The sequence below is a fragment of the Streptomyces sp. NPDC001020 genome (genome assembly GCF_053599115.1).
The window spans coordinates 69,012-92,775 of the sequence record NZ_JBSFLQ010000017.1 but is presented as its reverse complement, the minus strand read 5'-3'; the positions used below and the strand labels follow the sequence as shown (position 1 = coordinate 92,775).

Here is a 23,764-nt window from a genome sequence, read left to right as displayed (position 1 = left end):
GTTGTGGACAGTGGCGTCACCCACCGCTCCGTCGGTCCCGTACACTTCTTGTGGCGATCCGGGCCACCGGGTCGACTTCGCACGCCCCGATACCAGGCCATCACAGGCAGGTGTCAGCGCTCCTCGGTCCTTTGCGGCACGGCGCATCGCGGGCGTCAGGCGTGAGTGCCATCCGGTGCTCGCGGCACAACCGAGAAAACTCAAGGAGAACGGCCATGGCCGTCGTCACGATGCGGGAGCTGCTGGAGAGCGGCGTCCACTTCGGTCACCAGACCCGTCGTTGGAACCCGAAGATGAAGCGCTTCATCTTCACCGAGCGCAACGGCATCTACATCATCGACCTGCTCCAGTCGCTGTCGTACATCGACCGCGCCTACGAGTTCGTCAAGGAGACCGTCGCTCACGGCGGCACGGTCATGTTCGTCGGCACGAAGAAGCAGGCGCAGGAGGCCATCGCCGAGCAGGCCACCCGCGTCGGCATGCCGTACGTCAACCAGCGCTGGCTGGGCGGCATGCTCACCAACTTCTCGACCGTCTACAAGCGTCTGCAGCGCCTCAAGGAGCTCGAGCAGATCGACTTCGAGGACGTCGCGGCCTCGGGTCTGACCAAGAAGGAGCTCCTGGTCCTCTCCCGCGAGAAGGCCAAGCTGGAGAAGACCCTCGGTGGTATCCGCGAGATGCAGAAGGTGCCGAGCGCCGTCTGGATCGTGGACACCAAGAAGGAGCACATCGCGGTCGGCGAGGCCCGCAAGCTCAACATCCCGGTCGTCGCGATCCTCGACACCAACTGTGACCCCGACGAGGTCGACTACAAGATCCCGGGCAACGACGACGCGATCCGCTCCGTCACCCTGCTCACCCGTGTGATCGCGGATGCCGTCGCCGAGGGCCTCATCGCCCGTTCCGGTGTCGCCACCGAGGGCAAGGGCGAGAAGGCCGCGGGCGAGCCGCTCGCCGAGTGGGAGCGCGACCTGCTCGAGGGCGAGAAGAAGGCTGACGCCGAGAAGGCCGCTGAGGCCCCGGCTGCCGAGGCTCCTGCCGCTGAGGCTCCGGCTGCCGAGGCTCCGGCCGCCGAGGGCGAGCAGGCCTGACCTCAGGGCCGTTCGGCTGATGTGAGGGCGGGTGGCGCCGACCGCGTCCCCCGCCGTTCACCCGCAGCCCTGAGATCTTCGTAGCCCGTAGATCTTTGGCGGCCGCCCGTCCAAGCGGCGGCGGCCGCCGACTTCGAGACTTCGAACTCCGAGAAGAGATTCACAGATCATGGCGAACTACACCGCCGCTGACGTCAAGAAGCTCCGTGAGCTCACCGGCGCCGGCATGATGGACTGCAAGAAGGCGCTGGACGAGGCCGAGGGCAGCGTCGAGAAGGCCGTCGAGGCGCTCCGGATCAAGGGCCAGAAGGGCGTCGCCAAGCGCGAGGGCCGCTCCGCCGAGAACGGCGCCGTGGTCTCCGTCATCGCCGACGACAACTCCTCCGGTGTCATCGTCGAGCTCAAGTGCGAGACCGACTTCGTCGCCAAGGGCGAGAAGTTCCAGGCCGTGGCCACGGCCATCGCCGAGCACGTCGCCAAGACCTCCCCGGCCGACCTCGAGGCCCTGCTCGCCTCCGAGATCGAGGCCGGCAAGACCGTGCAGGCGTTCGTCGACGAGGCCAACGCCAACCTGGGCGAGAAGATCGTCCTGGACCGCTTCGCGCAGTTCGCCGGCGGTTTCGTGGCGGTCTACATGCACCGCACCATGCCCGACCTGCCGCCGCAGATCGGTGTCCTCGTCGAGTTCGACAAGCCGAACGCCGAGGTCGCCAAGGGCATCGCCCAGCACATCGCCGCCTTCGCGCCGAAGTACCTCTCCAAGGAGGACGTCCCGGCCGAGGTCGTCGAGTCCGAGCGTCGCATCGCCGAGGAGACCACCCGCGCCGAGGGCAAGCCCGAGGCCGCCCTCCCGAAGATCGTCGAGGGTCGTCTCAACGGCTTCTTCAAGGACGCCACGCTGCTCGGCCAGCCGTACGCGCTCGACAACAAGAAGTCCGTCCAGAAGGTTCTGGACGAGGCGGGTGTCACCCTGAAGCGCTTCGCGCGCATCAAGGTCGGCATCTGAGTCCGTACCGCGATCGACGTGCGACCCCGGTAGGGTCGACAGAAGTCGTCCAGGTACGCCGCCCCGCACGCGTGCGGGGTGGACGACAGCAGATTTGACGAGGAGGCCATTGCCGCGCATGGGATGTGAATCACCCACCGGCAATGGCCTTCTTCGTATGTGCACCACGAGGAGATCTCCATGACCACCAAGGCCGAGAAGAGCGACGACGGCAAAGTACGCGGCCGGTTTCTGCTGAAGCTGTCCGGAGAGGCCTTCTCCGGAGGAACCGGACTCGGTGTCGACCCGGACGTGGTACACGCCATCGCCCGTGAGATCGCGGCCGTGGTGCGCGACGGATCCGAGATCGCCGTCGTCATCGGCGGCGGCAACTTCTTCCGCGGCGCCGAACTCCAGCAGCGCGGCATGGACCGGGCCCGCTCCGACTACATGGGCATGCTCGGTACGGTCATGAACTGCCTGGCCCTCCAGGACTTCCTGGAGAAGGAGGGCATCGACTCGCGCGTCCAGACGGCCATCACCATGGGTCAGGTCGCCGAGCCGTACATCCCGCTGCGCGCCGTGCGTCACCTGGAGAAGGGCCGCGTGGTCATCTTCGGCGCCGGTATGGGAATGCCGTACTTCTCCACCGACACGACCGCTGCCCAGCGTGCCCTGGAGATCGACGCCGAGGCGCTGCTCATGGGCAAGAACGGTGTGGACGGGGTCTACGACTCCGACCCGAAGACCAACCCCGAGGCCGTCAAGTTCGACTCGCTCAGCTACGGCGAGGTCATCACTCGCGACCTCAAGGTCGCCGACATGACCGCCATCACGCTGTGCCGGGACAACAGGCTGCCCATCCTGGTATTCGAGCTCCTGGCGGAGGGCAATATCGCACGGGCCGTCAAGGGTGAGAAGATCGGCACACTCGTGGGTGACCAAGGCAGCCGGGACTGACCGGAGCCAGACCCGTTGCGGGTGACCCCGTCCGGGTGACGGAGCCTGACCGGGGGGATGGACAATGTCCTGCCGGTCCGGAACCGTGCAGGAAGAAGACGCGACGCAGCCGGCCGCAGACCGACGAGTGACAGCTGCCGGGCCTACTCAAGACACGCAGGAGCAAGTGGTGATCGAAGAGACCCTCCTCGAGGCCGAGGAGAAGATGGAGAAGGCCGTCGTAGTCGCCAAGGAGGACTTCGCCGCGATCCGCACCGGCCGTGCGCACCCGGCGATGTTCAACAAGATCGTCGCCGACTACTACGGCGCACCGACGCCGATCAACCAGCTGGCCTCGTTCTCGGTGCCGGAGCCGCGCATGGCCGTGGTGACCCCGTTCGACAAGAGCGCGCTGCGCAACATCGAGCAGGCGATCCGCGACTCCGACCTGGGCGTCAACCCGAGCAACGACGGCAACATCATCCGCGTGGTGTTCCCCGAGCTGACCGAGGAGCGCCGCCGCGACTACATCAAGGTCGCCAAGGGCAAGGGTGAGGACGCCAAGGTCTCGATCCGTTCCGTGCGCCGTAAGGCCAAGGATGCCATCGACAAGCTGATCAAGGACGGCGAGGTCGGCGAGGACGAGGGCCGCCGCGCGGAGAAGGAGCTCGACGACACCACCGCGAAGTACGTCGCGCAGGTGGACGAGCTGCTCAAGCACAAGGAAGCCGAGCTGCTCGAAGTCTGATGAACGACTCTTCCTGGGGGGCGCCGCCGCAGGCCGCCGGATACTGGGGGCCCGCCGATCGCGGGTCCGTCCAGGGCCCCGGCCCGGCGGGTCCCGCGCACGATGCGCATGACGCCCAGCAGCAGACGCGCCCCATGCCTGTCGTGCCCGACGTACCCGCGTATGGCGGAGACCAGGATGACAACCGGGGGGCCGCCCGGGCGGGCGGCCCCTTGTTCCGCGACGACACACCGCCGGTGTCGCCCTCCGGGGCGGCGCCGCAGAATCCGGAGCCCATGCCCGACGCCCCACAGCCGGCGCCTGCACCGCAGAAGAAGAGCGCGGGCCGTGACCTGGGTGCGGCCATAGGGGTCGGCATCGGTCTTGGCGTCGTGATCGTCGCGTCGTTGTTCATCGTCAAGGCCGTGTTCGTCGGCGTCATAGCGGTCGCCGTCGTGGTGGGCCTGTGGGAGCTGACGAACCGGCTGGAGGAGCGCAAGGGCATCAAGGCGCCCCTCGTGCCGCTGGTGGTCGGCGGTGCGGCGATGGTCGTCGCCGGATACGTGCGCGGTGCTGAGGGCGCCTGGGTGGCGATGGCGCTCACCGCCCTCGCGGTCCTGGTCTGGCGTATGACGGAACCGCCGGAGGGCTATCTGAAGGACGCCACGGCGGGCCTCTTCGCGGCCTTCTACGTGCCCTTCCTGGCCACGTTCGTCTCCATGATGCTGACAGCGTCGGACGGCCCGCAGCGTGTGCTGACGTTCCTGCTGCTGACGGTCGTCAGCGACACGGGCGCCTACGCGGTTGGCTGGCGCTTCGGCAAGCACAAGCTCGCCCCGCGCATCAGCCCCGGCAAGACCCGCGAGGGCCTGTTCGGGGCGGTCTCCTTCGCGATGGTGGCGGGCGCGCTGTGCATGCAGTTCCTGATCGACGACGGCTCGTGGTGGCAGGGGCTCCTGCTGGGTGCCGCGGCCGCGGCCAGCGCCACGCTCGGCGACCTCGGCGAGTCCATGATCAAGCGCGATCTGGGCATCAAGGACATGGGCACCCTGCTGCCGGGCCACGGCGGCATCATGGACCGCCTGGACTCGCTTCTGCCGACGGCTCCGGTGGTGTGGCTGCTGTTGGTCGTTTTCGTCGGGACGGGCTGAGGGTAGGTCCGCGGCCTTCGGCCGCGCGAGACGCAGACGCGAAACGGGGTCCGTCGCCATGGTGCGACGGGCCCCTTCTTACGCGATCGCAACAACCGGTGCCGACCGCTGACGGTAGCCGTCCGGGTGGACAGCACCGGGTCACCCGATTGGATCTGCGACACTGGTACGGCCATGCCTAAGCCCGGAGAACTCACTTTCGTCGCGCCGCGCGGAGCCAAGCAGCCGCCGCGGCACCTCGCCGATCTCACGCCCGCCGAGCGCAAGGAGGCGGTCGCTGCCATCGGCGAGAAGCCGTTCCGCGCCAAGCAGCTCTCGCAGCACTACTTCGCGCGGTACACGCAGGACCCGGAGCAGTGGACCGACATCCCGGCCTCCTCCCGCGCCGGGCTCCAGGAGGTGCTGCTCCCGGAGCTGATGACGGTCGTACGGCATCTGTCGACCGATCAGGACACGACGCGCAAGACGCTGTGGCGGCTCTTCGACGGCACGCTCGTCGAGTCCGTGCTCATGCGCTACCCGGACCGGGTCACCATGTGCATCAGCTCCCAGGCGGGCTGCGGCATGAACTGCCCGTTCTGCGCCACCGGCCAGGCCGGTCTCGACCGCAACCTGTCCACCGCCGAGATCGTGCACCAGATCGTCGACGGTATGCGGGCGCTGCGTGACGGCGAGATCCCCGGCGGTCCCGCGCGCCTGTCCAATATCGTCTTCATGGGCATGGGTGAGCCCCTCGCCAACTACAAGCGCGTGATCGGTGCCATCCGGGCACTGACCGATCCCACGCCGGACGGGCTCGGGCTCTCGCAGCGCGGGATCACTGTGTCGACCGTCGGGCTGGTGCCGGCCATCCACCGCTTCGCCGACGAGGGCTTCAAGTGCCGCCTCGCCATCTCCCTGCACGCACCGGACGACGAGCTGCGCGACACGCTCGTCCCCGTCAACACCCGGTGGAAGGTGGGCGAGGTACTGGACGCCGGCTTCGAGTACGCCGCCAAGTCCGGGCGGCGACTGTCCATCGAGTACGCGCTGATCCGGGACATCAACGACCAGGCGTGGCGCGGCGACCGGCTCGGCCGGCTCCTCAAGGGCAAGCCCGTGCACGTCAATCTGATCCCGCTGAACCCGACGCCCGGCTCCAAGTGGACCGCTTCACGGCCCGAGGACGAGAAGGCGTTCGTCGAGGCGATCGCCGCCCATGGGGTTCCGGTGACCATCCGGGACACCCGTGGCCAGGAAATTGACGGAGCGTGCGGGCAGTTGGCGGCCAGCGAGCGCTAGCGCGTAGTCTGAAGCCCGTACGTACATCTTCATATTCCGACAGGGGAGCGCCACAGCGCTGAGAGTGCGGGAACGACCGCAGACCCTCTGAACCTCGCCCAGGTCATTCTGGGTAGGAAGTTCGGTCTTCACTCAAGCTGCTGCGCCCTGCCCGGGCCCCTGCGGGGGCTCGCGGGCAGGGCCGCGTCTCTTCCTGGTCATCCCAGGAGGAATTCAGTGCACATCACTGGTAGGCAGTTCGCGGCCGTAGTCGTCGGGCTGGGCATGGTCACGCTGTCCGCATGCGGGTCGTCCGGCTCCACGAGCGGGAGCGGCGGCGACTCCAAGACCGTGACCTTGGTCAGCCACGACTCATGGGCCGTCTCCAAGAGCGTCCTGGCGGACTTCGAGAAGCAGTCCGGATACACCGTCAAGGTCCTGAAGGACGGCGACGCCGGCCAGGCCGTCAACAAGGCGATCCTCACCAAGGACAACCCCCAGGGCGACGTCCTCTTCGGCGTCGACAACACCCTGTTGTCGAGGGCGCTCGACAACGGGCTGTTCCAGCCGTACCAGCCGAAGGGCTACGACATGGTCGTACCCCGGTACCGGGCCGACGAGGCCCAGCACCGGGTCACGCCGATCGACTCCGGTGATATCTGCGTCAACTACGACAAGAAGTACTTCGCCGACCACAAGCTGACCCCGCCCGCCACCTTCGACGACCTCACCAAGCCCGAGTACAGGAACCTGCTCGTCACCGAGAACGCCGCCACCTCCTCGCCCGGCCTCGGCTTCCTGCTCGGCACAGCCGCCAAGTACGGGGACGGGGGCTGGCAGAACTACTGGAAGAAGCTGAAGGCCAACGGCGTGAAGGTGGTCGACGGCTGGGAACAGGCGTACAACGAGGAGTTCTCGGGCTCCGCCGGTGGCAGGAAGGCCGGGGGTGAGCGACCGCTCGTCGTCTCGTACGCCTCCTCGCCGCCCGTCGAGGTCGTCTACGCCAAGCCGCGTCCGAAGACCGCGCCGACCGGCGTGGCGTACGGCACCTGCTTCCAGCAGGTCGAGTACGCCGGACTGCTCAGCAACGCCAGGAACAGCAAGGGTGGCAAGGCGCTCCTGGACTTCCTGGTCAGCGAGAAGTTCCAGCAGGACATGCCGCTGAACATGTTCGTCTACCCGGTGCGTGAAACAGCCCGGGTTCCGGAGGAGTTCGTCAAGTACGGTCCGCAGGCCAAGGACCCCGAGATCATGGCCCCCGACCGGATCGCCGCTAACCGTGACCAATGGGTCAAGTCGTGGACATCGCTCGTACTGAAGTAGCCCCCCACGGGGGCCGTGGCGGGAACGCGGCGCGGCTCGGTCTGATGGCCGTGCCCGTCGTGTTCTTCGCGGTGTTCTTCGCCTACCCGGTCGTCGTGATCGTCCGGCGTGGCCTGGAGGCCGACGGGACTTGGCAGTGGGGCCGGATCGCCGATGTGCTCACGGAGTCCGGTATCCGGCACGTGCTGTGGTTCACGACCTGGCAGGCGCTCGTCTCCACCGCGCTCACGTTGCTGGTCGCGCTCCCGGGCGCCTATGTGTTCGCACGCCTGGACTTCCCGGGCAAACAACTGCTGCGCGCGATCGTCACCGTTCCGTTCGTGCTTCCCACGGTCGTTGTCGGCACGGCCTTCCTGGCGCTCGTCGGCCCTGGCGGGCTCTTCGACGACCTGTGGGGCGTACGGCTCGACACGACCGTGTGGGCCATCCTGCTCGCCCACGTCTTCTTCAACTACGCCGTCGTCGTGCGCACGGTCGGTGGTCTGTGGGCCCAGCTCGATCCCCGCCAGGAGGAGGCGGCCCGCATGCTCGGCGCCTCCCGCCTCGCGGCCTGGCGGAAGGTGACGCTGCCCGCCCTGAGTCCGGCCGTGGCCGCCGCCGCGCTGATGGTGTTCCTGTTCACCTTCACCTCCTTCGGTGTGGTGCAGATCCTGGGCGGCCCCACCTTCTCCACGCTCGAGGTCGAGATCTACCGGCAGACCTCGCAGATCTTCGACCTGTCGACCGCCGCCGTGCTGACGATCGTCCAGTTCGCGGCCGTCGGCGCGATCCTGGTGGTGCACGCCTGGACCGTCCGGCGCGGGGAGAGCGCCCTGCGACTGGTCGACGCGGCCGGCACGGCGCGCAGGCCGCGCGGGGTGGGGCAGTGGGCGCTGCTGGGCGTGGTCCTGGTCACGGTTGTGGTCCTGCTCGTGCTGCCGCCGGCCGTCCTCGTCGCGCGCTCGTTCGACGCGCCCGGCTTCGGGTACTACACGGCGCTCACGCACAGCGACGGCGGCACCTTCCTCGTGGCGCCGATCGAGGCGATCGGCAACTCGCTGCGCTACGCCGTAGCCGCCACGCTCATCGCCGTGCTGATCGGCTCCCTCGCCGCCGCGGCCCTCGCCCGCAGAGGCGCCGGCCGTCTCGTGCGCGGCTTCGACGCGCTGCTGATGCTGCCGCTGGGGGTGTCTGCGGTGACCGTCGGCTTCGGCTTCCTGATCACCCTCGACAAGCCGCCGCTGGACCTGCGCGGTTCCTGGATCCTGGTGCCGCTCGCACAGGCCCTGGTGGGCGCCCCGTTCGTGGTGCGCACCATGCTGCCCGTGCTGCGGGCCGTGGACGAGCGGCTGCGGGAGGCGGCGGCCGTGCTCGGGGCGTCGCCGTGGCGGGTGTGGCGGGAGGTCGACCTGCCGATCGTGCGGCGGGCGCTGCTGATCGCGGCCGGGTTCGCGTTCGCCGTGTCGCTGGGTGAGTTCGGCGCGACGGTGTTCATCGCGCGGCCCTACAACCCGACGCTGCCAGTCGCGGTGGCACGGCTCCTCGCGCGACCCGGCGACCTCAACTACGGCCAGGCGATGGCCCTTTCGACGATTCTGATGGTGGTGTGCACGGTGGCGCTGCTGGCTCTGGAAAGGCTGCGCGCGGATCGGACGAAGGGGCTGTGACGATGCTCAGGCTGAACAGGGCGAGCGTGCGCTTCGCCGGGCGTGCCGCGCTCGACGGAGTCGATCTGGACGTCGCCGAACACGAGATCGTGTGTGTGCTCGGGCCCAGCGGCGGCGGCAAGTCGACGCTGCTGCGCACCGTGGCCGGGCTGCAGCCCCTCGACTCGGGAGGGGTGTTCCTCGACGGCCGGGATCTGGGCGGGGTTCCCGCGCACCGGCGGGGTGTCGGGCTGATGTTCCAGGACCACCAGCTTTTCCCGCAACGGGATGTGGGCGGCAACGTCGCCTTCGGCCTCCGCATGCGGAGCGCCCCCCGTGATCAACAGATGGAGCGCGTACGGGAGTTGCTCGACCTCGTCGGTCTGCCCGGGGCGGAGCGCAGGGCCGTCGCCTCCCTCTCCGGCGGGGAGCAGCAGCGTGTCGCGCTGGCCCGCGCCCTCGCGCCGCGGCCGCGACTGCTGATGCTGGACGAGCCTCTGGGGCAGCTCGACCGCTCTCTGCGGGAGCGTTTGGTCGTCGAACTCCGCGATGTGTTCCGGCGGCTGGGCACAACCGTGCTCGCCGTCACCCATGACCAGGGCGAGGCCTTCGCACTCGCCGACCGGGTCGTCGTGATGCGCGACGGACGGATCGCCCAGTCCGGTACGCCACTTGAGGTGTGGCAGCGGCCTGCGAACGAGTTCGTGGCGCGCTTCCTCGGCTTCGACAACGTGGTGGAGACGACCGTCACCGGTCAGGCCGCGGACACACCGTGGGGCAAGCTCCCGGTGCCGGAGGGTTCGCCGCAGGGGCCGGGGACGCTGCTCGTACGGCCCACGGGCGTACGGCTGGTGGGCGCGTCCGACGGGCTGCGCTGCACCGTGGCCGCACGCACCTTCCGCGGCACCCATGTCGCCGTACGCCTGCAGCCGCGGGAGTCGGCCGGGCTGGAGGCGGCGTGCGCACTGCGGGAGGCGCCGGAGCCCGGGGACGAGGTCGGGGCCGTGTTCGACGCGGCGGAAATCGTTGTGCTCGGGAGCGATGCCCGCACGTAAGCGGCGCGCGCCTTTCCGTGCACGCGGACGCAACGGCCCGCCCCGACGGAGCGGGCCGTGTGGTCGTACAGAAGTGTCAGTCGGTCTTCGACACGCTGCGGCGGCGCATGCCGAAGAACACCGCGCCGCCGCCGATGACGACCAGGGCGCCGGCGATTCCGGCGATCATGGGCGTCTTGGAGCTGGCACCGGTCTCCGCCAGGTTCGAGCCGCCGGCCGCCGGTGACGGGGAGTTCTCCCCGGTGGTGGCGGGTGCGGCGCTGTCCGACGCCGACGCCGACGCCGACGGCTCGGTCGTCGGAGTGGCGGACGTGGGCGGGGCCGGGGTCTGAGACGGCTTCGGGGTGGTGGAGGCCGGCGGGGTGGTCTGTGGGGCCGACGGAGTCGTCTCGGCGCTCGCGCAGGCCTTGGACGGCGCGGTCAGGTTCGGCGAGATGTCCTCGTCGACGATGTTCTGGACCTTGATGTGGACACGGTACTGGGCGCCCGGCGCCCAGTCCTCGGCGAACGTGACGGTCGCGCCCTGGCGGGTGCCGATGACCGTCTGCTCGCCGACCTTCTTCGCGTCGGCGCCGTTCGACTCGAGGTAGACCGTGACGGTCGCCTCCTTGCCCGAGGCGTCCTTGTCGGTGACGGTGACGACGCCCTTTCCGTTGTCGTCGCAGGACGCGACGGCCGAGAAGTCGCGGATGTTGCAGGCGAGCGCGTTGCCGGCGGCACCGAGCGTGAGCGCGGTGGCGGCGGAGGCGATGCCGAGGATGCGTAACGATCGTGCGGTGCGAATGGATATGGACACGATTGCCCTTCACGGAATGCGCGACTGCGGGGGGTTTCAGGGGCGTTGCTGCGACAGCAGCTTCCCCAGGAGGCTCACAGGTCTATAAGTGGCTTGTCATGCCTGTCAACGCGTAGGTCGCGCATGGCGGGCAACTTTGGCGCGAAATTGCCCGCCGACGGGTTTGAACCCCACTTGAGTGATCTCAATCCCCGCTTACGCACCAGGGTTCATCTCTCCCGGGTCCATCCACATGACCTCCCAGGTGTGGCCGTCCAGGTCGTCGAACGCACGGCCGTACATGTGGCCGTAGTCCATCGCCTCCCGGCTGGCCGTACCGCCCGCGGCCAGCGCCCGGTCGACCAGCTCGTCGACCTTCTCGCGGCTTTCGGCGCTCAGGCAGAGCAGCACCTCGCTGGTCTTCGTGGCGTCCGAGATCTCCTTGTCGGTGAAGTCCGCGTAGCGCTGCTTGCCGAGCAGCATCGCGATGATCGTGTCGCTGATGACGACGCAGGCGCAGTCGTCCGTCGAGAACTGAGGATTGATCGTGTAGCCCAGCTTCGTGAAGAACTTCTTCGACGCCTCGACGTCGGCGACGGGCAGGTTCACGAAGATCATTTGCTGGTACATGAGTGGTTTCTCCTGGCTGTTCGGTGGTTCGTACGCAGGGATGGACCGCGCGGTGCGGAGAAACTCACCGGTGCTTGGTGAGTTTTTTCCAGCCGGCCGGCGAGGCCTTGTCTCAGCCTGTCAGCGGCAGCACCGCGAGTTCCGCGACCGCCCACGTCAGCGGTGCGAACACCGCGACCAGCGCGGCCGTGCGCAGCAGCGCCGCGGTGCGCAGCAGCGTGGTCGGCGCGCCCAGCCGCACCAACGCGGCGATCGTGTCGGCACGGGCCTGTCGCGACTCGATCGCGGCCGTCGCCAGCGTCGCGAGCGTGCAGCCCGCCACCAGCACCGCTCCCAGCACGGTGAGCGGCCCGAAGGGCGGATGCGTTCCGGTGGACAGCCTGGCTGTCGCGTACGCCGCGGACGCCACCGCACACACCACTCCGAGCGGCCGCCCGATCCGCCCCGCCTCCTGCTGCAGACCGCGCCCGGCGAGCAGCCGCACGAGACCGGGGCGCACCGCCTGCAGCAGCCAGCCGCACAGATGCGTGATCGCGGGCCCGGCCAGCGCCAGCCCCAGCGCGGTCAGTGCCCAGCCCACGGGGACCCCGGCGGGGCCGCCCGTCAGACCGCCGGGCAGACGGGTGCCGGGAACCTGATCCGTGCGGCCCGCGTACGTCTCCACGGCCAGGCCCGCGGCGATCGCGGCCACGCCCCAGGGGAGACCGCCCGGGGCGGGCCGGACAGCGGCGGGCCGGTCCGGATCGGGGACCGCGCCGGGAAGGTCGGCTTCCTGCGCGTCCGGGGTGTCGACAATGCCTGAGGAAGCCCGCGCGCCGGCCCCCGGCCGGCCGGCGCGACGCGGCCGTTCGCCCCTCGGGCGCAGGATCAGCGCGCTCGCCAGGGACGCGGTCAGCGGAACCGCCGCGAGCAGTGTGACGGCCGCGGGCAGGGGAAGCGGCTGGTCCGCGGCGAGGAACTCCGCAGCCCGGCCGCCGAGCGCACCCCCCGGCAGGTCGCCGCGCGCATGGAGGAAGGTCAGCAGCGCCAGCAGCGAGCCGAGCACGGTCGACAGCGCGGTGGTCATCGCCGAGAGCGCCATCAGCCGGCCCGGACCGAGGCCGATCGCCGCGAGACCGGACCGCGGACGGGTGCCGGGGTCGGTCCGCGCGACGGCGACGGCGAAGTACACCGTGGCGGCCATCGGCGCGAGGCACCAGGCCAGCCGCAGCGCCGAGCCGGCCGAGGCCTCCGGGTGCGCCATCGCGTGTCCGAGTGTGCACAGGAGCAGGAAGCCCGTGCCTGCCGAGGCCGTGGCGACCAGCAGCCGGCGGAGCTGGACCAAGGGGTGGGCCGCGCGGGCTAGACGGAGAGCGAGCACGCGGTCCGGCCTTCCGTCTCGGTGACCGGGGGCAGTTGGACGGTGTGCACGCGCCGACCGTCCAGGAGGGACACCGTGCGGTCGGCGAGCGCCGCGGTGTCCGCGTCGTGCGTGGCCAGGACGACGGTGATGCCGTGCGAGCGGGCCGCCGAGGTGAGCGTGCGCAGCACCTGGGTGCGGTCGGCGCGGTACAGCGGGGCGGTCGGTTCGTCGGCGAACAGAACGGTCGGCCCGGCGGCGATCGCCCGCGCAATGGCGACCCGCTGCCGCTCGGACTGGACCAGTTCGTAGGGGCGCTTGCGGGCGCAGCCGCCGATGTCGAAGCGATCGAGCCACTCCAGGGCCGCGGTCTTGGCCCGGCGGCGGCTCGTGCCGCGCAGCATCAGGGACAGGGCGGCGTTCTCCCACGCGTTCAGTTCCGGTACGAGGAAGGGCACCGGGTCGATCCAGCCGAACCGGTCGCGGCGCAGTCGTTCGCGGGTGAGCGGCCCCATGGTGTGCACCGGGGTGCTGTTGAACCAGACCTCGCCCCGCTGGGCCGGAAGCAGCCCGGCCAGGCACTGGAGCAGAGTCGTCTTGCCGCTGCCGCGCGGGCCGGTGACGGCCAGGATCTCGCCCTCGCGCACGCCGAGCGAGACACCGTTGAGCGCGGGCGAGCCGTTGTGCTGGAAGTGCAGGGCGCGTGCCCAGAGTACGTCGTTGTCCGGCGGGGCCACCATCGCGTACACCTCGGTTCAGATCCGTTGTCCCCTGTCGATCCCCCGTCCGGGGGAACCCATTTGGGGGAACGAAGGCAGGGCCGATCAGTCACATTGCACGCTAGGCAGACAGCGGCGGGAGCCAGGACAGCAGACGGCCCCGGACCGCCGTTTTTCACTGGAACGGGCGGTACGGGGCCGTTGACGCGATCACCGTCAGGAGGGAGATCGGTGCCTCGGAAGGATCAGAGCTTGGTCCAGGCCTCGGTCAGCGTCGCGCGCAGGATCTGCTCGATCTCGTCGAACGTCTCCTGGTTGGAGATCAGCGGCGGGGCGAGCTGGATGACCGGGTCGCCGCGGTCGTCGGCACGGCAGTACAGGCCGTTGTCGAACAGGGCCTTCGACAGGAAGCCGTACAGGACGCGCTCGGTCTCCTCCTCGTTGAAGGATTCCTTGGTGGCCTTGTCCTTCACCAACTCGATGCCGTAGAAGAAGCCGTTGCCGCGGACGTCGCCGACGATCGGCAGGTCGTGCAGCTTCTGCAGCGTCGAGAGGAACGCGCCCTCGTTGTCGAGCACGTGCTGGTTGAGGCCCTCACGCTCGAACAGGTCGAGGTTGGCGAGGCCCACCGCGGCCGACACCGGGTGGCCGCCGAAGGTGTAGCCGTGCAGGAAGGTGTTGTCACCCTTGTAGAACGGCTCGGCCAGGCGGTCGGAGACGATGCACGCGCCGATCGGGGAGTAGCCCGAGGTCATGCCCTTGGCGCAGGTGATCATGTCCGGGACGTAGCCGAACTTGTCGCAGGCGAACATCGTGCCGAGGCGGCCGAAGGCGCAGATGACCTCGTCCGACACGAGCAGCACGTCGTACTGGTCGCAGATCTCGCGCACGCGCTGGAAGTAGCCGGGCGGCGGCGGGAAGCAGCCACCGGCGTTCTGCACCGGCTCCAGGAAGACCGCGGCCACCGTGTCCGGGCCCTCGAAGAGGATCTGCTGCTCGATCTGGTCGGCGGCCCAGCGGCCGAAGGCCTCGGGGTCGTCACCGAAGATCGGGGCGCGGTAGATGTTGGTGTTCGGCACCTTGTGCGCGCCGGGGACCAGCGGCTCGAAGGGGGCCTTCAGGCCCGGCAGGCCGGTGATGGACAGGGCGCCCTGCGGGGTGCCGTGGTAGGCGACCGCACGCGAGATGACCTTGTGCTTGGTGGGCTTGCCGACCAGCTTGAAGTACTGCTTGGCGAGCTTCCAGGCGGTCTCGACGGCCTCGCCGCCGCCCGTGGTGAAGAAGACCTTGTTCAGGTCGCCCGGCGCGTGGTGCGCGAGGCGCTCCGCGAGCTCGACGGCCTTGGGGTGGGCGTAGGACCACACCGGGAAGAAGGCCAGCTCCTGGGCCTGCTTCATCGCGGTCTCCGCCAGCTCGGTGCGGCCGTGGCCCGCCTGGACCACGAACAGACCAGCGAGACCGTCGAGGTAGCGCTTGCCCTTGTCGTCGTAGATGTAGGTGCCCTCACCCCGGACGATGGTGGGAACGGGCGCGTTCTCGTACGAGGACATGCGGGTGAAATGCATCCACAGGTGGTCGTACGCGGTCTTGCTGAGGTCCTTGGTACTCACGGCTATCGGGTTCCCCACATATAGGTCTGCTTCTTGAGCTTGAGGTAGACGAAGCTCTCGGTGGAGCGCACTCCGGGGATGGCCCGGATGCGTTTGCTGATGACATCCAGCAGGTGGTCGTCGTCCTCGCAGACGATCTCCACCATCAGGTCGAACGAGCCGGCGGTCATCACCACGTACTCGCATTCGGACATGGCGGCCAGCGCGTCGGCGACAGACTCGACAGCGCCCTCGACGTTGATCCCGACCATCGCCTGCCTGCGAAAGCCCACGGTGAGCGGGTCCGTGACGGCGACGATCTGCATCACGCCCTGGTCGAGCAGCTTCTGGACGCGCTGACGCACGGCCGCTTCGGAGAGGCCGACGGCCTTGCCGATCGCGGCGTACGGTCGGCGGCCGTCCTCCTGGAGCTGCTCGATGATGGCGAGGGAGACGGCGTCCAGCTGGGGACTGCCGTTCCTGGACTCGCGGGAGTCCCTCTGCTGCACGCTTCGACTGGCCACGAGGTCACTGTGCACGACGTCTCGACAGTTTCGCAAGGGTAGATCGATGAAATTCGTTGTTTAAACGACAGAAGCCTGCGGATTTCGCAGTTGTGGCGGGATCGGGGCTGTTGAAAACGCGAGGCCACACACTAGGGTGGGGGTCTCAGCGATTGGACACCCGAACTTGGAGGCCCGGCAGTGAGCACCGAGCTGCGTCGTCTGCGCAACTACATCGACGGCGAATTCCGTGACGCCGCCGACGGACGGACCACCGAGGTGGTCAACCCCGCGACTGGTGAGGCGTACGCGACCGCCCCGCTGTCCGGGCAGGCGGACGTCGACGCCGCGATGGCCGCCGCCGCGGCGGCCTTCCCGGGCTGGCGCGACACCACGCCCGCGGAGCGCCAGAAGGCCCTCCTGAAGATCGCTGACGCGTTCGAGGAGCGCGCCGAGGAGCTGATCGCGGCCGAGGTCGAGAACACCGGCAAGCCGATCGGGCTGACCCGGTCGGAGGAGATCCCGCCGATGGTCGACCAGATCCGCTTCTTCGCGGGCGCCGCCCGTATGCTCGAGGGCCGCTCGGCCGGCGAGTACATGGAGGGGATGACCTCCATCATCCGCCGTGAGCCGGTCGGTGTCTGCGCGCAGGTCGCGCCGTGGAACTACCCGATGATGATGGCCGTGTGGAAGTTCGCCCCGGCGATCGCGGCGGGCAACACGGTCGTCCTCAAGCCGTCGGACACCACCCCGGCGTCCACGGCCCTGATGGCCGACATCATCGGCTCGGTCCTGCCCAAGGGCGTCTTCAACGTCATCTGCGGCGACCGTGACACCGGCCGCCTGATGGTCGAGCACCCGACCCCGGCGATGGCGTCCATCACCGGTTCCGTGCGCGCGGGCATGTCCGTCGCCGAGTCCGCCTCCAAGGACCTCAAGCGCGTCCACCTGGAGCTGGGCGGCAAGGCGCCGGTCGTCGTCTTCGAGGACACCGACATCGCCAAGGCCGTCGAGGACATCTCGGTGGCGGGCTTCTTCAACGCCGGTCAGGACTGCACGGCCGCCACTCGCGTCCTCGTCCAGGAGTCCATCCACGACGAGTTCGTGGCCGCGCTGGCCAAGGCCGCGTCCGAGACGAAGACCGGTCAGCCGGACGACGAGGACGTGCTCTACGGTCCGCTGAACAACCCGAACCAGCTCAAGCAGGTCTCCGGCTTCATCGAGCGCCTGCCCGCGCACGCCAAGGTCGAGGCCGGCGGCCAGCGCGTCGGTGACAAGGGCTACTTCTACGCGCCGACCGTCGTCTCCGGCCTCAAGCAGGACGACGAGATCATCCAGAACGAGGTCTTCGGCCCGGTCATCACCGTCCAGGCCTTCACGGACGAGGACCAGGCCGTCGAGTACGCGAACGGCGTCGAGTACGCCCTCGCGTCCTCGGTGTGGACCAAGGACCACTCGCGCGCGATGCGCCTGTCCAAGGCCCTCGACTTCGGCTGCGTCTGGATCAACACGCACATCCCGCTGGTCGCGGAGATGCCGCACGGCGGCTTCAAGAAGTCCGGCTACGGCAAGGACCTGTCGGCGTATGGCTTCGACGACTACACGCGGATCAAGCACGTGATGACGTCGCTGGACGCGTAAGCGCCGGTACGACACCAGAGCGGCCCCGGACGGGAGGAGACCCGTCCGGGGCCGTGGTGTTCCCCCGGGTATGTGCCACTCCCACGCAGGCCGTGGGTGTCAACCGGGCCCGGGGCACTGCCCGCTCGTGCCGCCCGGCCAGGACGGGTCGACAAGGTGTCGGGTCCAGGTGGGGCCGCTCGACGCAGCGTCCATTGAACGGTCACGGTCGGGGCGCCATGCTGCCGGGATGCACCAGACACCGAAGACGTCAACTCCCTCCCGCCGTTCCCTGTTGCGCGCCCTTGGCGGCGGCGCGGTGCTCGGTGCGCTCGCCGGCTGTGGTGTGCCCGCCGCGTACGTGGCACCCGGCGACCGGGCCGTCACCGACCGATCGGCCCGCGACAAACGGCTGATCTGGGCGAACTGGCCGCTGTACATCGACACGGACGACAAGCACCCGAACCGGCGGCCGACGTTGGACGCGTTCGAGAAGCGCACCGGCATCAAGGTCGACTACGTCGAAGAGATCAACGACAACGACGAGTTCTTCGGCAAGATCAGCCCGTCCCTGATGAACCATCAGAAGCCCGGCCGGGATCTGATCGTCCACAGCGACTGGATGTGCGCCCGGTACGTACGCCTCGGTTGGGTGCAGGAGATGGACCGGGCCGCCCAGCCGAACGTGGCGCGTTACCTCGACCCGCTGCTGCGCTCGCCCGCCTTCGACCCGGGACGCAAGTTCTCGGTGCCGTATCAGTCCGGTATCACCGGTATCGCGTACAACCGTCGCAAGGCCGGCCGCGAGATCCGGCACGTCTCGGACCTGTGGGCGCCCGACCTGAAGGGCCGGGTCACCTTGCTGTCCGGCCTGGACGAGGCGTTCGCGCTGCTGATGCAGGGCAACGGCGTGGACATCACCAAGTGGACCGCGGACGACTTCCACAAGGTCAGCGACCAGGTCGAGCGGCACGTCCGCAGCGGCCAGATCCGCCGGTTCACCGGGAACGACTACACCAAGGACCTGGTCAGCGGTGACGTGGTGGCCTGTCAGGCGTACTCGGGTGACGTGATCCAACTGCAGGCGGACAACCCGGACATCCGCTTCGTCGTCCCCGAGGAGGGCGCGGAGCTGTGGGCGGACACCTTCATGATCCCCGACCGGGCCCCCCACAAGGCCAACGCGGAGCGGCTGATCGACTACTACTACCAGCCGGAGGTCGCCGCGGAGCTCGCCGCCTGGGTGAACTACGTCTGCCCCGTCCCGGCGGCCCAGGACGTCCTGGCCGCGTCCAAGGACGAGGACAGCGTGGCCCTGGCCGAGAACCCCTTGATCTTCCCGGACGCGACGATGCGCAAGCGCCTGGCGGTCGCGCGGGACATCACGGCCACGGAGCGGGCGGAGTTCACGAAACGGTGGAACAGCATCGTGGGGCTGTAGGGGCTGTAGGGGCGCGGCGTCGCGGTCACACGGCCGGTGCGGCTCCCCGCGCCCACGGCGAACAGCGCGTCTTCCGGGGAGGATCGAGCCGCTGGAGGAGCCGATGGCGCCGGCCCCTCCGCGCGCGGCTGTCAGCGGTTGAACGCCGGGAACCCGAACCGCTCGGCGACGGGCAGACCGTCGCCCTTCGCGTCGGTCGCGTTCACGGAGTACACCAGCGTCCGGGACAGGTTCCGGGTGGCGGCGATCACCGTGGCGTAACCGGGGCGCGAGCCCGTCTTGCCCCAGATCACCTTGCCGTTCAGCTCGAACCGTTCCAGCCCCGCCGCGTACCTCGCCCCGGGCACGTCCGGGAGCGTGAACATCTCCTTCAGCTGCGGCCTGGGCACGACCCGGCCGCGGAACAGTGCCACCAGCAGTCGTTCGAGGTCGGTGGTCGTCGAGATCATGTCGCCGGCCGCCCACCGGTCGGACATGTTCCAGTCGGTCACGTCCGTCAACGGACCGTCGAACTTGTCGTATCCGCGGTTGTACGGGCCGTGGATACGAGGGTCGGACCCCTTCGGGAACGAGGTGTCGCGCATACCGAGCGGCTGGAAGATCCGTACGGCCGCCTGGTGGGCGTACGAGTCGCCGGTGACCTTCTCGATCAGCATGCCGAGGACGGTGTAGTGGATGTTGTCGTAGTCCTGCCGCGTGCCGGGGGCGTACTGCGGGCCCTTGGCGACGGAGGACGCCACGACCTGCCGGGGCGTCAGCGTCTCGAAGCGGTGCGGATAGCCCTCCTTGACCGTGTCGCCGAGTGAGGCGCCGGAGGCCAGGCCGCTGGTGTAGTTCAGCAACTGCCGTACGGTGATGGGCTTTTCGAAGTCCTTGGTGAGCAAGCCGGGCAGATAGTGCTGCACGGTGCCGTCGAGGCTGATGCGTCCCTCGGCGGCGAGTTGCAGCACGATGGACGCGGTGACGACCTTCGTCACCGAGCCCGCGCGGAAGCGCGCGTCCTCCAGGGCGGGCGCCCCCGTCCGGATGTCCCGCACCCCGGCCACCCCGTGCCAACTGCCCTTGCCGCCCACGCGGATGAGGGCCGCGGTGGCGTCCTGGTCGGGCAGCCCTGCGAGCGCCGCGCACAGTGCCTCGGCGTCGGGGCCATGGGCTGTGGACGGCGGACTCGCCTGTGCGGAGCAGGACGTCGGCGCGGAGTAGGCGGCGGCGGTTCCCGCCAGGGGCAGTGCGGTCAGGCCCACGGCCAGTGCGGTGGCGAGAGCGACGGCGGACGGACGGATCTTCATCGGTTGCTCCAGGGCTCGGCGGGATGTGGTGATCATCCTGGCGGCCGCCGCGGAGCTGGGAATCATCGTGAAGGAGGGCACCATCCCGGGTGTCGGTCCGGGGGTTGTCCCTAGGGGGACGGGTCCGAGAACAGGGCGCTGGCCCAGGTCGCCGACGGGTCAACCCGTGCCCGTCTCAGCCTCCGCGCACCGTGCGCAGCGTGTCGATGCGGTTCGTCGTGATCGAGTCCACGCCCATCTCGAGGAGGCGCCGCATGGAACGCCGGGTGTCGGGGGTCCAGACGGACAGCAGACAGCCGTCGCGATGCACCCGGTCCGTCAACTCCCGGTCGACCAGACCGAAGCGGTAGTTGAGCCAGCGCGGGCGTACGGCCTCCAGCACGGCCGGACGGGGCGGTGCCAGCGTCGTCCAGGTCAGCGCGATCTCCGCGGCGGAGTCGGCGGCCCGGACCGCCAGCATGGTCTGCGCCCCCGCGCAGTAGTACACCCGCTCCCGGGCCCCGCACTGCTGGACGGTGTCCACGATCCGGCGCACGGCGCGGGTCGACGGCCCGCCGGGCAGGTCGATCATGACCCGGCTCCCGTCGGTCGCCGCCAGCGCGTCCGCCAGGGTCGGCACTCCGCCCGCCGTCAGTCCCCGCACCTCGTCAGCGGTGAGCGAGGTGAGCGGCCGGTCCTGCTCCCACAGCCGCTTCAGCGTCTCGTCGTGGAGCAGCACGGGAACACCGTCCCGGGTGAGTCGTACGTCGATCTCGACCGCGTCCGCGCCTCGTGCGAGCGCGGAACGCAGTGAGTCGATGGTGTTCTCGCGGTGGAGGTAGGGGTCGCCGCGATGGGCCACGGCAGTCACGGTGCGCATGGGCCCATTGTGCAGCCGTGGGGCCCAGGGGACTCAGGGGGCGAGCCACGCCGAGGTGTAGGCGTCGATCTCGGCCGCCAGCTTCGTCTTGCCGGCCTCGTCGAGGAAGGACGCCTCGACCGCGTTCTTGGCGAGATCGGCAAGTCCCCGCTCGTCGAGGTCCAGCAGCCGTGCGGCGACCGCGTACTCGTTGTTGAGGTCGGTGCCGAACATCGGCGGGTCGTCCGAGTTGACGGTCACCAGGACGCCGGCGCGGACGAACTCCTTGATGGGGTGCTCGTCGAGCGTGCGGACCGCGCGGGTGGCGATGTTGGAGGTCGGGCAGACCTCCAGCGGGATCCGGTGCTCGGCGAGGTGGGCGAGCAGCTTCTCGTCCCGGGCGGAGCTGGTTCCGTGTCCGATGCGCTCGGCGCGCAGGTCGTTCAGTGCGTCCCAGACCGTCTCGGGCCCGGTCGTCTCGCCCGCGTGCGGCACGGACCGCAGCCCGGCGGCGATGGCACGGTCGAAGTAGGGCTTGAACTGCGGCCGTGGGACACCCATTTCGGGGCCGCCGAGCCCGAACGAGACGAGCCCTTCGGGGCGCAGCAGGTCGTCGGTGGCGAGCCGTGTCGTCTCCTCGGCCGATTCGAGGCCCGCCTCGCCGGGGATGTCGAAGCACCAGCGCAGTACGGTCCCGAACTCGGCCTCCGCCGCCTTGCGGGCGTCCTCGATCGCGTCCATGAACGCCCGCTCGTCGATGCCGCGGCGGGTGGAGGAGAAGGGGGTGATGGTCAGCTCGGCATAGCGGACCTGCTGCCGGGCCATGTCACGGGCGACCTCGTAGGTCAGCAGCCGTACGTCCTCGGGGGTTCGGATGAGGTCCACGACGGACAGGTACACCTCGATGAAGTGGGCGAAGTCCGTGAACGTGAAGTAGTCGGCGAGGGCCTCGGGGTCGGAGGGCACCCGGGAGTCGGGGTGGCGGGCGGCGAGTTCCGAGACGATGCGGGGGGAGGCGGAGCCGACGTGGTGCACGTGCAGTTCGGCCTTGGGCAATCCGGCGACGAAGGCGCGCAGGTCGCGCACGGCACGGGTGTGGCGGTGATCGGTCAAGGTTCCTCCCCGGAACGGCGTCCCCGGCACCGGAACGGGGCGGGACGCGGGTGATCGGCTGATCGGTGACTCGGGGACGATCCTAGTGCCGCGGTAGGCAACGTTTGCCCGTCAAGGAGCGGCGCTCGGTGCGTGCTCTCTGGGGGTCCCCCCTGCTCGAAGAGCTTGGGGGAGTGCCGGACGGAAGCCGTCGTACTGGATGTACGTCGGCTTTCGGGCGGTGCGGCGAGAGTGCGTGCCGGGCGTCGCGATGGGGGAACGTTGCCTGCCGCGGCACTAGTAGGCCTGTCATCAGATGCGCGGGGCGGGGAAGGGCGGCCGGAGCCTCGGCGGGGCCCGGCCGTAGCATGGCGGATCGGAGCAGCAAGGGGGCTGGACGTGAGCGACGAAGCACATCCGGGACAGGACGCCGCGGGTGCGGACAACCCGTGGGCACCGCCGGAGGAGAAGGTGTCGATGGGCAAGCCCCCGGCCGGGCAGTCGTGGACCGGTGGGCCCCCGGTGGGTGGACCGCCGCCGTCGTTCCACGACCAGCTCACCACGGGCGGCACCGGGCCGGTCGCGGGTGGGTTCGCCCCTCCCGGGTTCGGCCCGGTCGACGGGGGCTCCGTGCCCACGGGCGCGCCGACGGCCGGTCCATCGGGTGGGGATGAACAGGGCTTCCTCGTACCACCGCCGCCCATCGCGCCGACGGATCCCGGAGCGGCCCCCTACGCCGCGCCCGGAGGCTACGGCTACCCCGCGCCCGCAGGCTACGGCTACCCGACGCCGCCGGGGTACGCGGGCTACGGCTGGCCCGATATGCCGATGCCGCGCAACGGGTTCGGCGTCGCGGCCCTGGTGCTGGGCATCCTCTCGGTGTGCCTGCTCTGCATGTACGGGGTCGTCTCGGTGATCCTGGGAATCCTCGCGGTGGTCTTCGGGGTCAAGGGCCGCAAACGGGCCGACCGGGGCGAGGCCGACAACCGCGGACAGGCCCAGGCGGGATTCGTCCTCGGCATCGTCGGGATCGCCCTCGGTGTCGCCGTGGCCGTCCTGATGATCCTTGGGATCGTGTTCGCGATCAACGACTCCGACTCGGGCTCCGATTCGTCCGAGGTCGGCAACGCGATCGGCGCCTCGGCACCGGTGCTGTTCCACGGCTGACGCCGGACGTCGTCCCTCCCGACTGGGTCCGGCTGCGCGGGCGCCGACCGCTGTCGTTGCGCAGTGATGCCAACAACCCGTGCGCCACGCCGAGTTGGGCCATTACGATGCCTTGATCGTCAACCAGGGGAGAGCAGTTCATGTCCGATGGCAATCCGGCGCCCGGTGGGTTCGGGCCGCCGGGCCGGCCACCGCAGCAGCCGGCACCGGGACACGCCTATCCGCAGTCCGGGCCGGGATACGGCTACCCGCAGTCGGGCCCGTCCTACCCGTCCACGCCTCCCGGTGCGTATCCCCCGGCGCCCGGCTATGCCATGCCGATGCGGCCGGACAACGGCATGGGCACCACGGGACTGGTGCTGGGCATCATCGGGGTGGTGTGCAGCCTGACCATTGCCCTGTGGTTCCTGGGGATCATCCTCGGCATCCTCGGGATCATCTTCGGCGCGATCGGCCGGGGGAAGGCCGACCGCGGCGAGGCCACCAACAAGGGCGCGGCGACCGCCGGTCTCGTCTGCGGGATCGTCGCCACCGTGGTGCTGCCGCTGCTGGGATTCCTGCTCTTCGCGAGCATCATGAGCTGGATCTGATCGGATCCTGCGGCAC

General features: G+C 69.5%; 21 protein-coding genes and 1 pseudogene. 13 read left to right on the top strand and 9 right to left on the bottom strand.

Annotated features, from left to right (window positions below):
- Positions 1-215: 215 nt before the first annotated feature.
- The 9 genes from rpsB to ACWDEX_RS18125 all read left to right on the top strand — a co-directional run bounded on the left by rpsB (position 216) and on the right by ACWDEX_RS18125 (position 10,156).
- Complete coding sequence (rpsB, locus tag ACWDEX_RS18165; RefSeq protein ID WP_450464527.1) at positions 216-1,091, top strand: 30S ribosomal protein S2; 876 nt, start codon at positions 216-218, stop codon at positions 1,089-1,091.
- A 169-nt stretch (positions 1,092-1,260) separates the two neighbouring features.
- The gene (gene tsf / locus ACWDEX_RS18160; RefSeq protein ID WP_450464525.1) at positions 1,261-2,097 is read left to right on the top strand and encodes a translation elongation factor Ts; all 837 of its coding nucleotides are present in this window, start codon (positions 1,261-1,263) and stop codon (positions 2,095-2,097) included.
- A gap of 180 nt (positions 2,098-2,277) precedes the next feature.
- Positions 2,278-3,036, top strand: a complete 759-nt coding sequence (pyrH, locus tag ACWDEX_RS18155) for a UMP kinase (RefSeq protein ID WP_450464523.1) — start codon at positions 2,278-2,280, stop codon at positions 3,034-3,036.
- A gap of 169 nt (positions 3,037-3,205) precedes the next feature.
- The gene (gene frr / locus ACWDEX_RS18150) at positions 3,206-3,763 is read left to right on the top strand and encodes a ribosome recycling factor (protein WP_145867003.1); all 558 of its coding nucleotides are present in this window, start codon (positions 3,206-3,208) and stop codon (positions 3,761-3,763) included.
- Positions 3,763-4,893: a phosphatidate cytidylyltransferase gene (locus ACWDEX_RS18145; protein ID WP_450464521.1), complete on the top strand. Its 1,131-nt coding sequence runs from the start codon at positions 3,763-3,765 to the stop codon at positions 4,891-4,893. The genes frr and ACWDEX_RS18145 overlap by 1 nt, the downstream gene beginning before the upstream one ends.
- 174 nt (positions 4,894-5,067) lie before the next feature.
- On the top strand, positions 5,068-6,174 hold the full coding sequence (rlmN, locus tag ACWDEX_RS18140) for a 23S rRNA (adenine(2503)-C(2))-methyltransferase RlmN (protein ID WP_450464519.1): 1,107 nt from the start codon (positions 5,068-5,070) through the stop codon (positions 6,172-6,174).
- A gap of 264 nt (positions 6,175-6,438) precedes the next feature.
- Positions 6,439-7,476: a thiamine ABC transporter substrate-binding protein gene (locus ACWDEX_RS18135; protein WP_450464613.1), complete on the top strand. Its 1,038-nt coding sequence runs from the start codon at positions 6,439-6,441 to the stop codon at positions 7,474-7,476.
- A gap of 44 nt (positions 7,477-7,520) precedes the next feature.
- Entirely contained in the window at positions 7,521-9,122 is a 1,602-nt protein-coding gene (locus tag ACWDEX_RS18130) for an ABC transporter permease (RefSeq protein WP_450464518.1), read from the top strand.
- 2 nt (positions 9,123-9,124) lie between these two features.
- Positions 9,125-10,156: an ABC transporter ATP-binding protein gene (locus ACWDEX_RS18125; protein ID WP_450464516.1), complete on the top strand. Its 1,032-nt coding sequence runs from the start codon at positions 9,125-9,127 to the stop codon at positions 10,154-10,156.
- A 76-nt stretch (positions 10,157-10,232) separates the two neighbouring features.
- Here the strand turns inward: ACWDEX_RS18125 and ACWDEX_RS18120 are convergent, their stop codons facing one another.
- The 6 genes from ACWDEX_RS18120 to ACWDEX_RS18095 form a co-directional block, all read right to left on the bottom strand.
- Positions 10,233-10,952 carry an LAETG motif-containing sortase-dependent surface protein gene (locus ACWDEX_RS18120; RefSeq protein WP_450464515.1) on the bottom strand — a complete coding sequence of 240 codons (720 nt, stop codon included), beginning with the start codon at positions 10,950-10,952 and terminating at the stop codon, positions 10,233-10,235.
- Between the two features lie 195 nt (positions 10,953-11,147).
- Entirely contained in the window at positions 11,148-11,561 is a 414-nt protein-coding gene (locus tag ACWDEX_RS18115) for a VOC family protein (protein WP_450464513.1), read from the bottom strand.
- Between the two features lie 112 nt (positions 11,562-11,673).
- Complete coding sequence (locus ACWDEX_RS18110; RefSeq protein WP_450464512.1) at positions 11,674-12,921, bottom strand: hypothetical protein; 1,248 nt, start codon at positions 12,919-12,921, stop codon at positions 11,674-11,676.
- Complete coding sequence (locus tag ACWDEX_RS18105) at positions 12,903-13,640, bottom strand: ABC transporter ATP-binding protein (protein ID WP_450464511.1); 738 nt, start codon at positions 13,638-13,640, stop codon at positions 12,903-12,905. Before ACWDEX_RS18105 ends, ACWDEX_RS18110 begins: the two co-directional genes overlap by 19 nt.
- A 224-nt stretch (positions 13,641-13,864) precedes the next feature.
- Positions 13,865-15,247, bottom strand: a complete 1,383-nt coding sequence (locus ACWDEX_RS18100) for an aspartate aminotransferase family protein (RefSeq protein ID WP_450464510.1) — start codon at positions 15,245-15,247, stop codon at positions 13,865-13,867.
- The gene (locus ACWDEX_RS18095; protein WP_450464509.1) at positions 15,232-15,747 is read right to left on the bottom strand and encodes an Lrp/AsnC family transcriptional regulator; all 516 of its coding nucleotides are present in this window, start codon (positions 15,745-15,747) and stop codon (positions 15,232-15,234) included. The genes ACWDEX_RS18100 and ACWDEX_RS18095 overlap by 16 nt, the downstream gene beginning before the upstream one ends.
- 165 nt (positions 15,748-15,912) lie before the next feature.
- On the opposite strand from ACWDEX_RS18095, the gene ACWDEX_RS18090 reads away from it, so the two are divergent.
- Together ACWDEX_RS18090 and ACWDEX_RS18085 are read left to right on the top strand one after the other, a co-directional pair.
- Complete coding sequence (locus tag ACWDEX_RS18090) at positions 15,913-17,352, top strand: gamma-aminobutyraldehyde dehydrogenase (protein ID WP_450464507.1); 1,440 nt, start codon at positions 15,913-15,915, stop codon at positions 17,350-17,352.
- Between the two features lie 229 nt (positions 17,353-17,581).
- Entirely contained in the window at positions 17,582-18,772 is a 1,191-nt protein-coding gene (locus ACWDEX_RS18085) for an ABC transporter substrate-binding protein (RefSeq protein WP_450464506.1), read from the top strand.
- 131 nt (positions 18,773-18,903) lie between these two features.
- Here ACWDEX_RS18085 and ACWDEX_RS18080 read toward each other — a convergent pair whose 3' ends face one another.
- From ACWDEX_RS18080 to ACWDEX_RS18070, 3 genes and pseudogenes are all read right to left on the bottom strand, one after another.
- Positions 18,904-20,061, bottom strand: a complete 1,158-nt coding sequence (locus tag ACWDEX_RS18080) for a serine hydrolase domain-containing protein (protein ID WP_450464611.1) — start codon at positions 20,059-20,061, stop codon at positions 18,904-18,906.
- Positions 20,062-20,236: 175 nt separating this feature from the next.
- Positions 20,237-20,920, bottom strand: coding sequence for a glycerophosphodiester phosphodiesterase (locus tag ACWDEX_RS18075; RefSeq protein ID WP_450464505.1), 684 nt, complete (start codon positions 20,918-20,920; stop codon positions 20,237-20,239).
- Between the two features lie 33 nt (positions 20,921-20,953).
- Positions 20,954-22,067 (bottom strand): annotated as a pseudogene (locus ACWDEX_RS18070) (adenosine deaminase).
- A 323-nt stretch (positions 22,068-22,390) separates the two neighbouring features.
- Here ACWDEX_RS18070 and ACWDEX_RS18065 point away from each other — a divergent pair.
- Both ACWDEX_RS18065 and ACWDEX_RS18060 read left to right on the top strand, forming a co-directional pair.
- Entirely contained in the window at positions 22,391-23,158 is a 768-nt protein-coding gene (locus tag ACWDEX_RS18065) for a DUF4190 domain-containing protein (RefSeq protein ID WP_450464503.1), read from the top strand.
- Positions 23,159-23,298: 140 nt separating this feature from the next.
- Entirely contained in the window at positions 23,299-23,748 is a 450-nt protein-coding gene (locus ACWDEX_RS18060; protein WP_450464502.1) for a DUF4190 domain-containing protein, read from the top strand.
- The last annotated feature ends 16 nt before the right edge of the window (positions 23,749-23,764 follow it).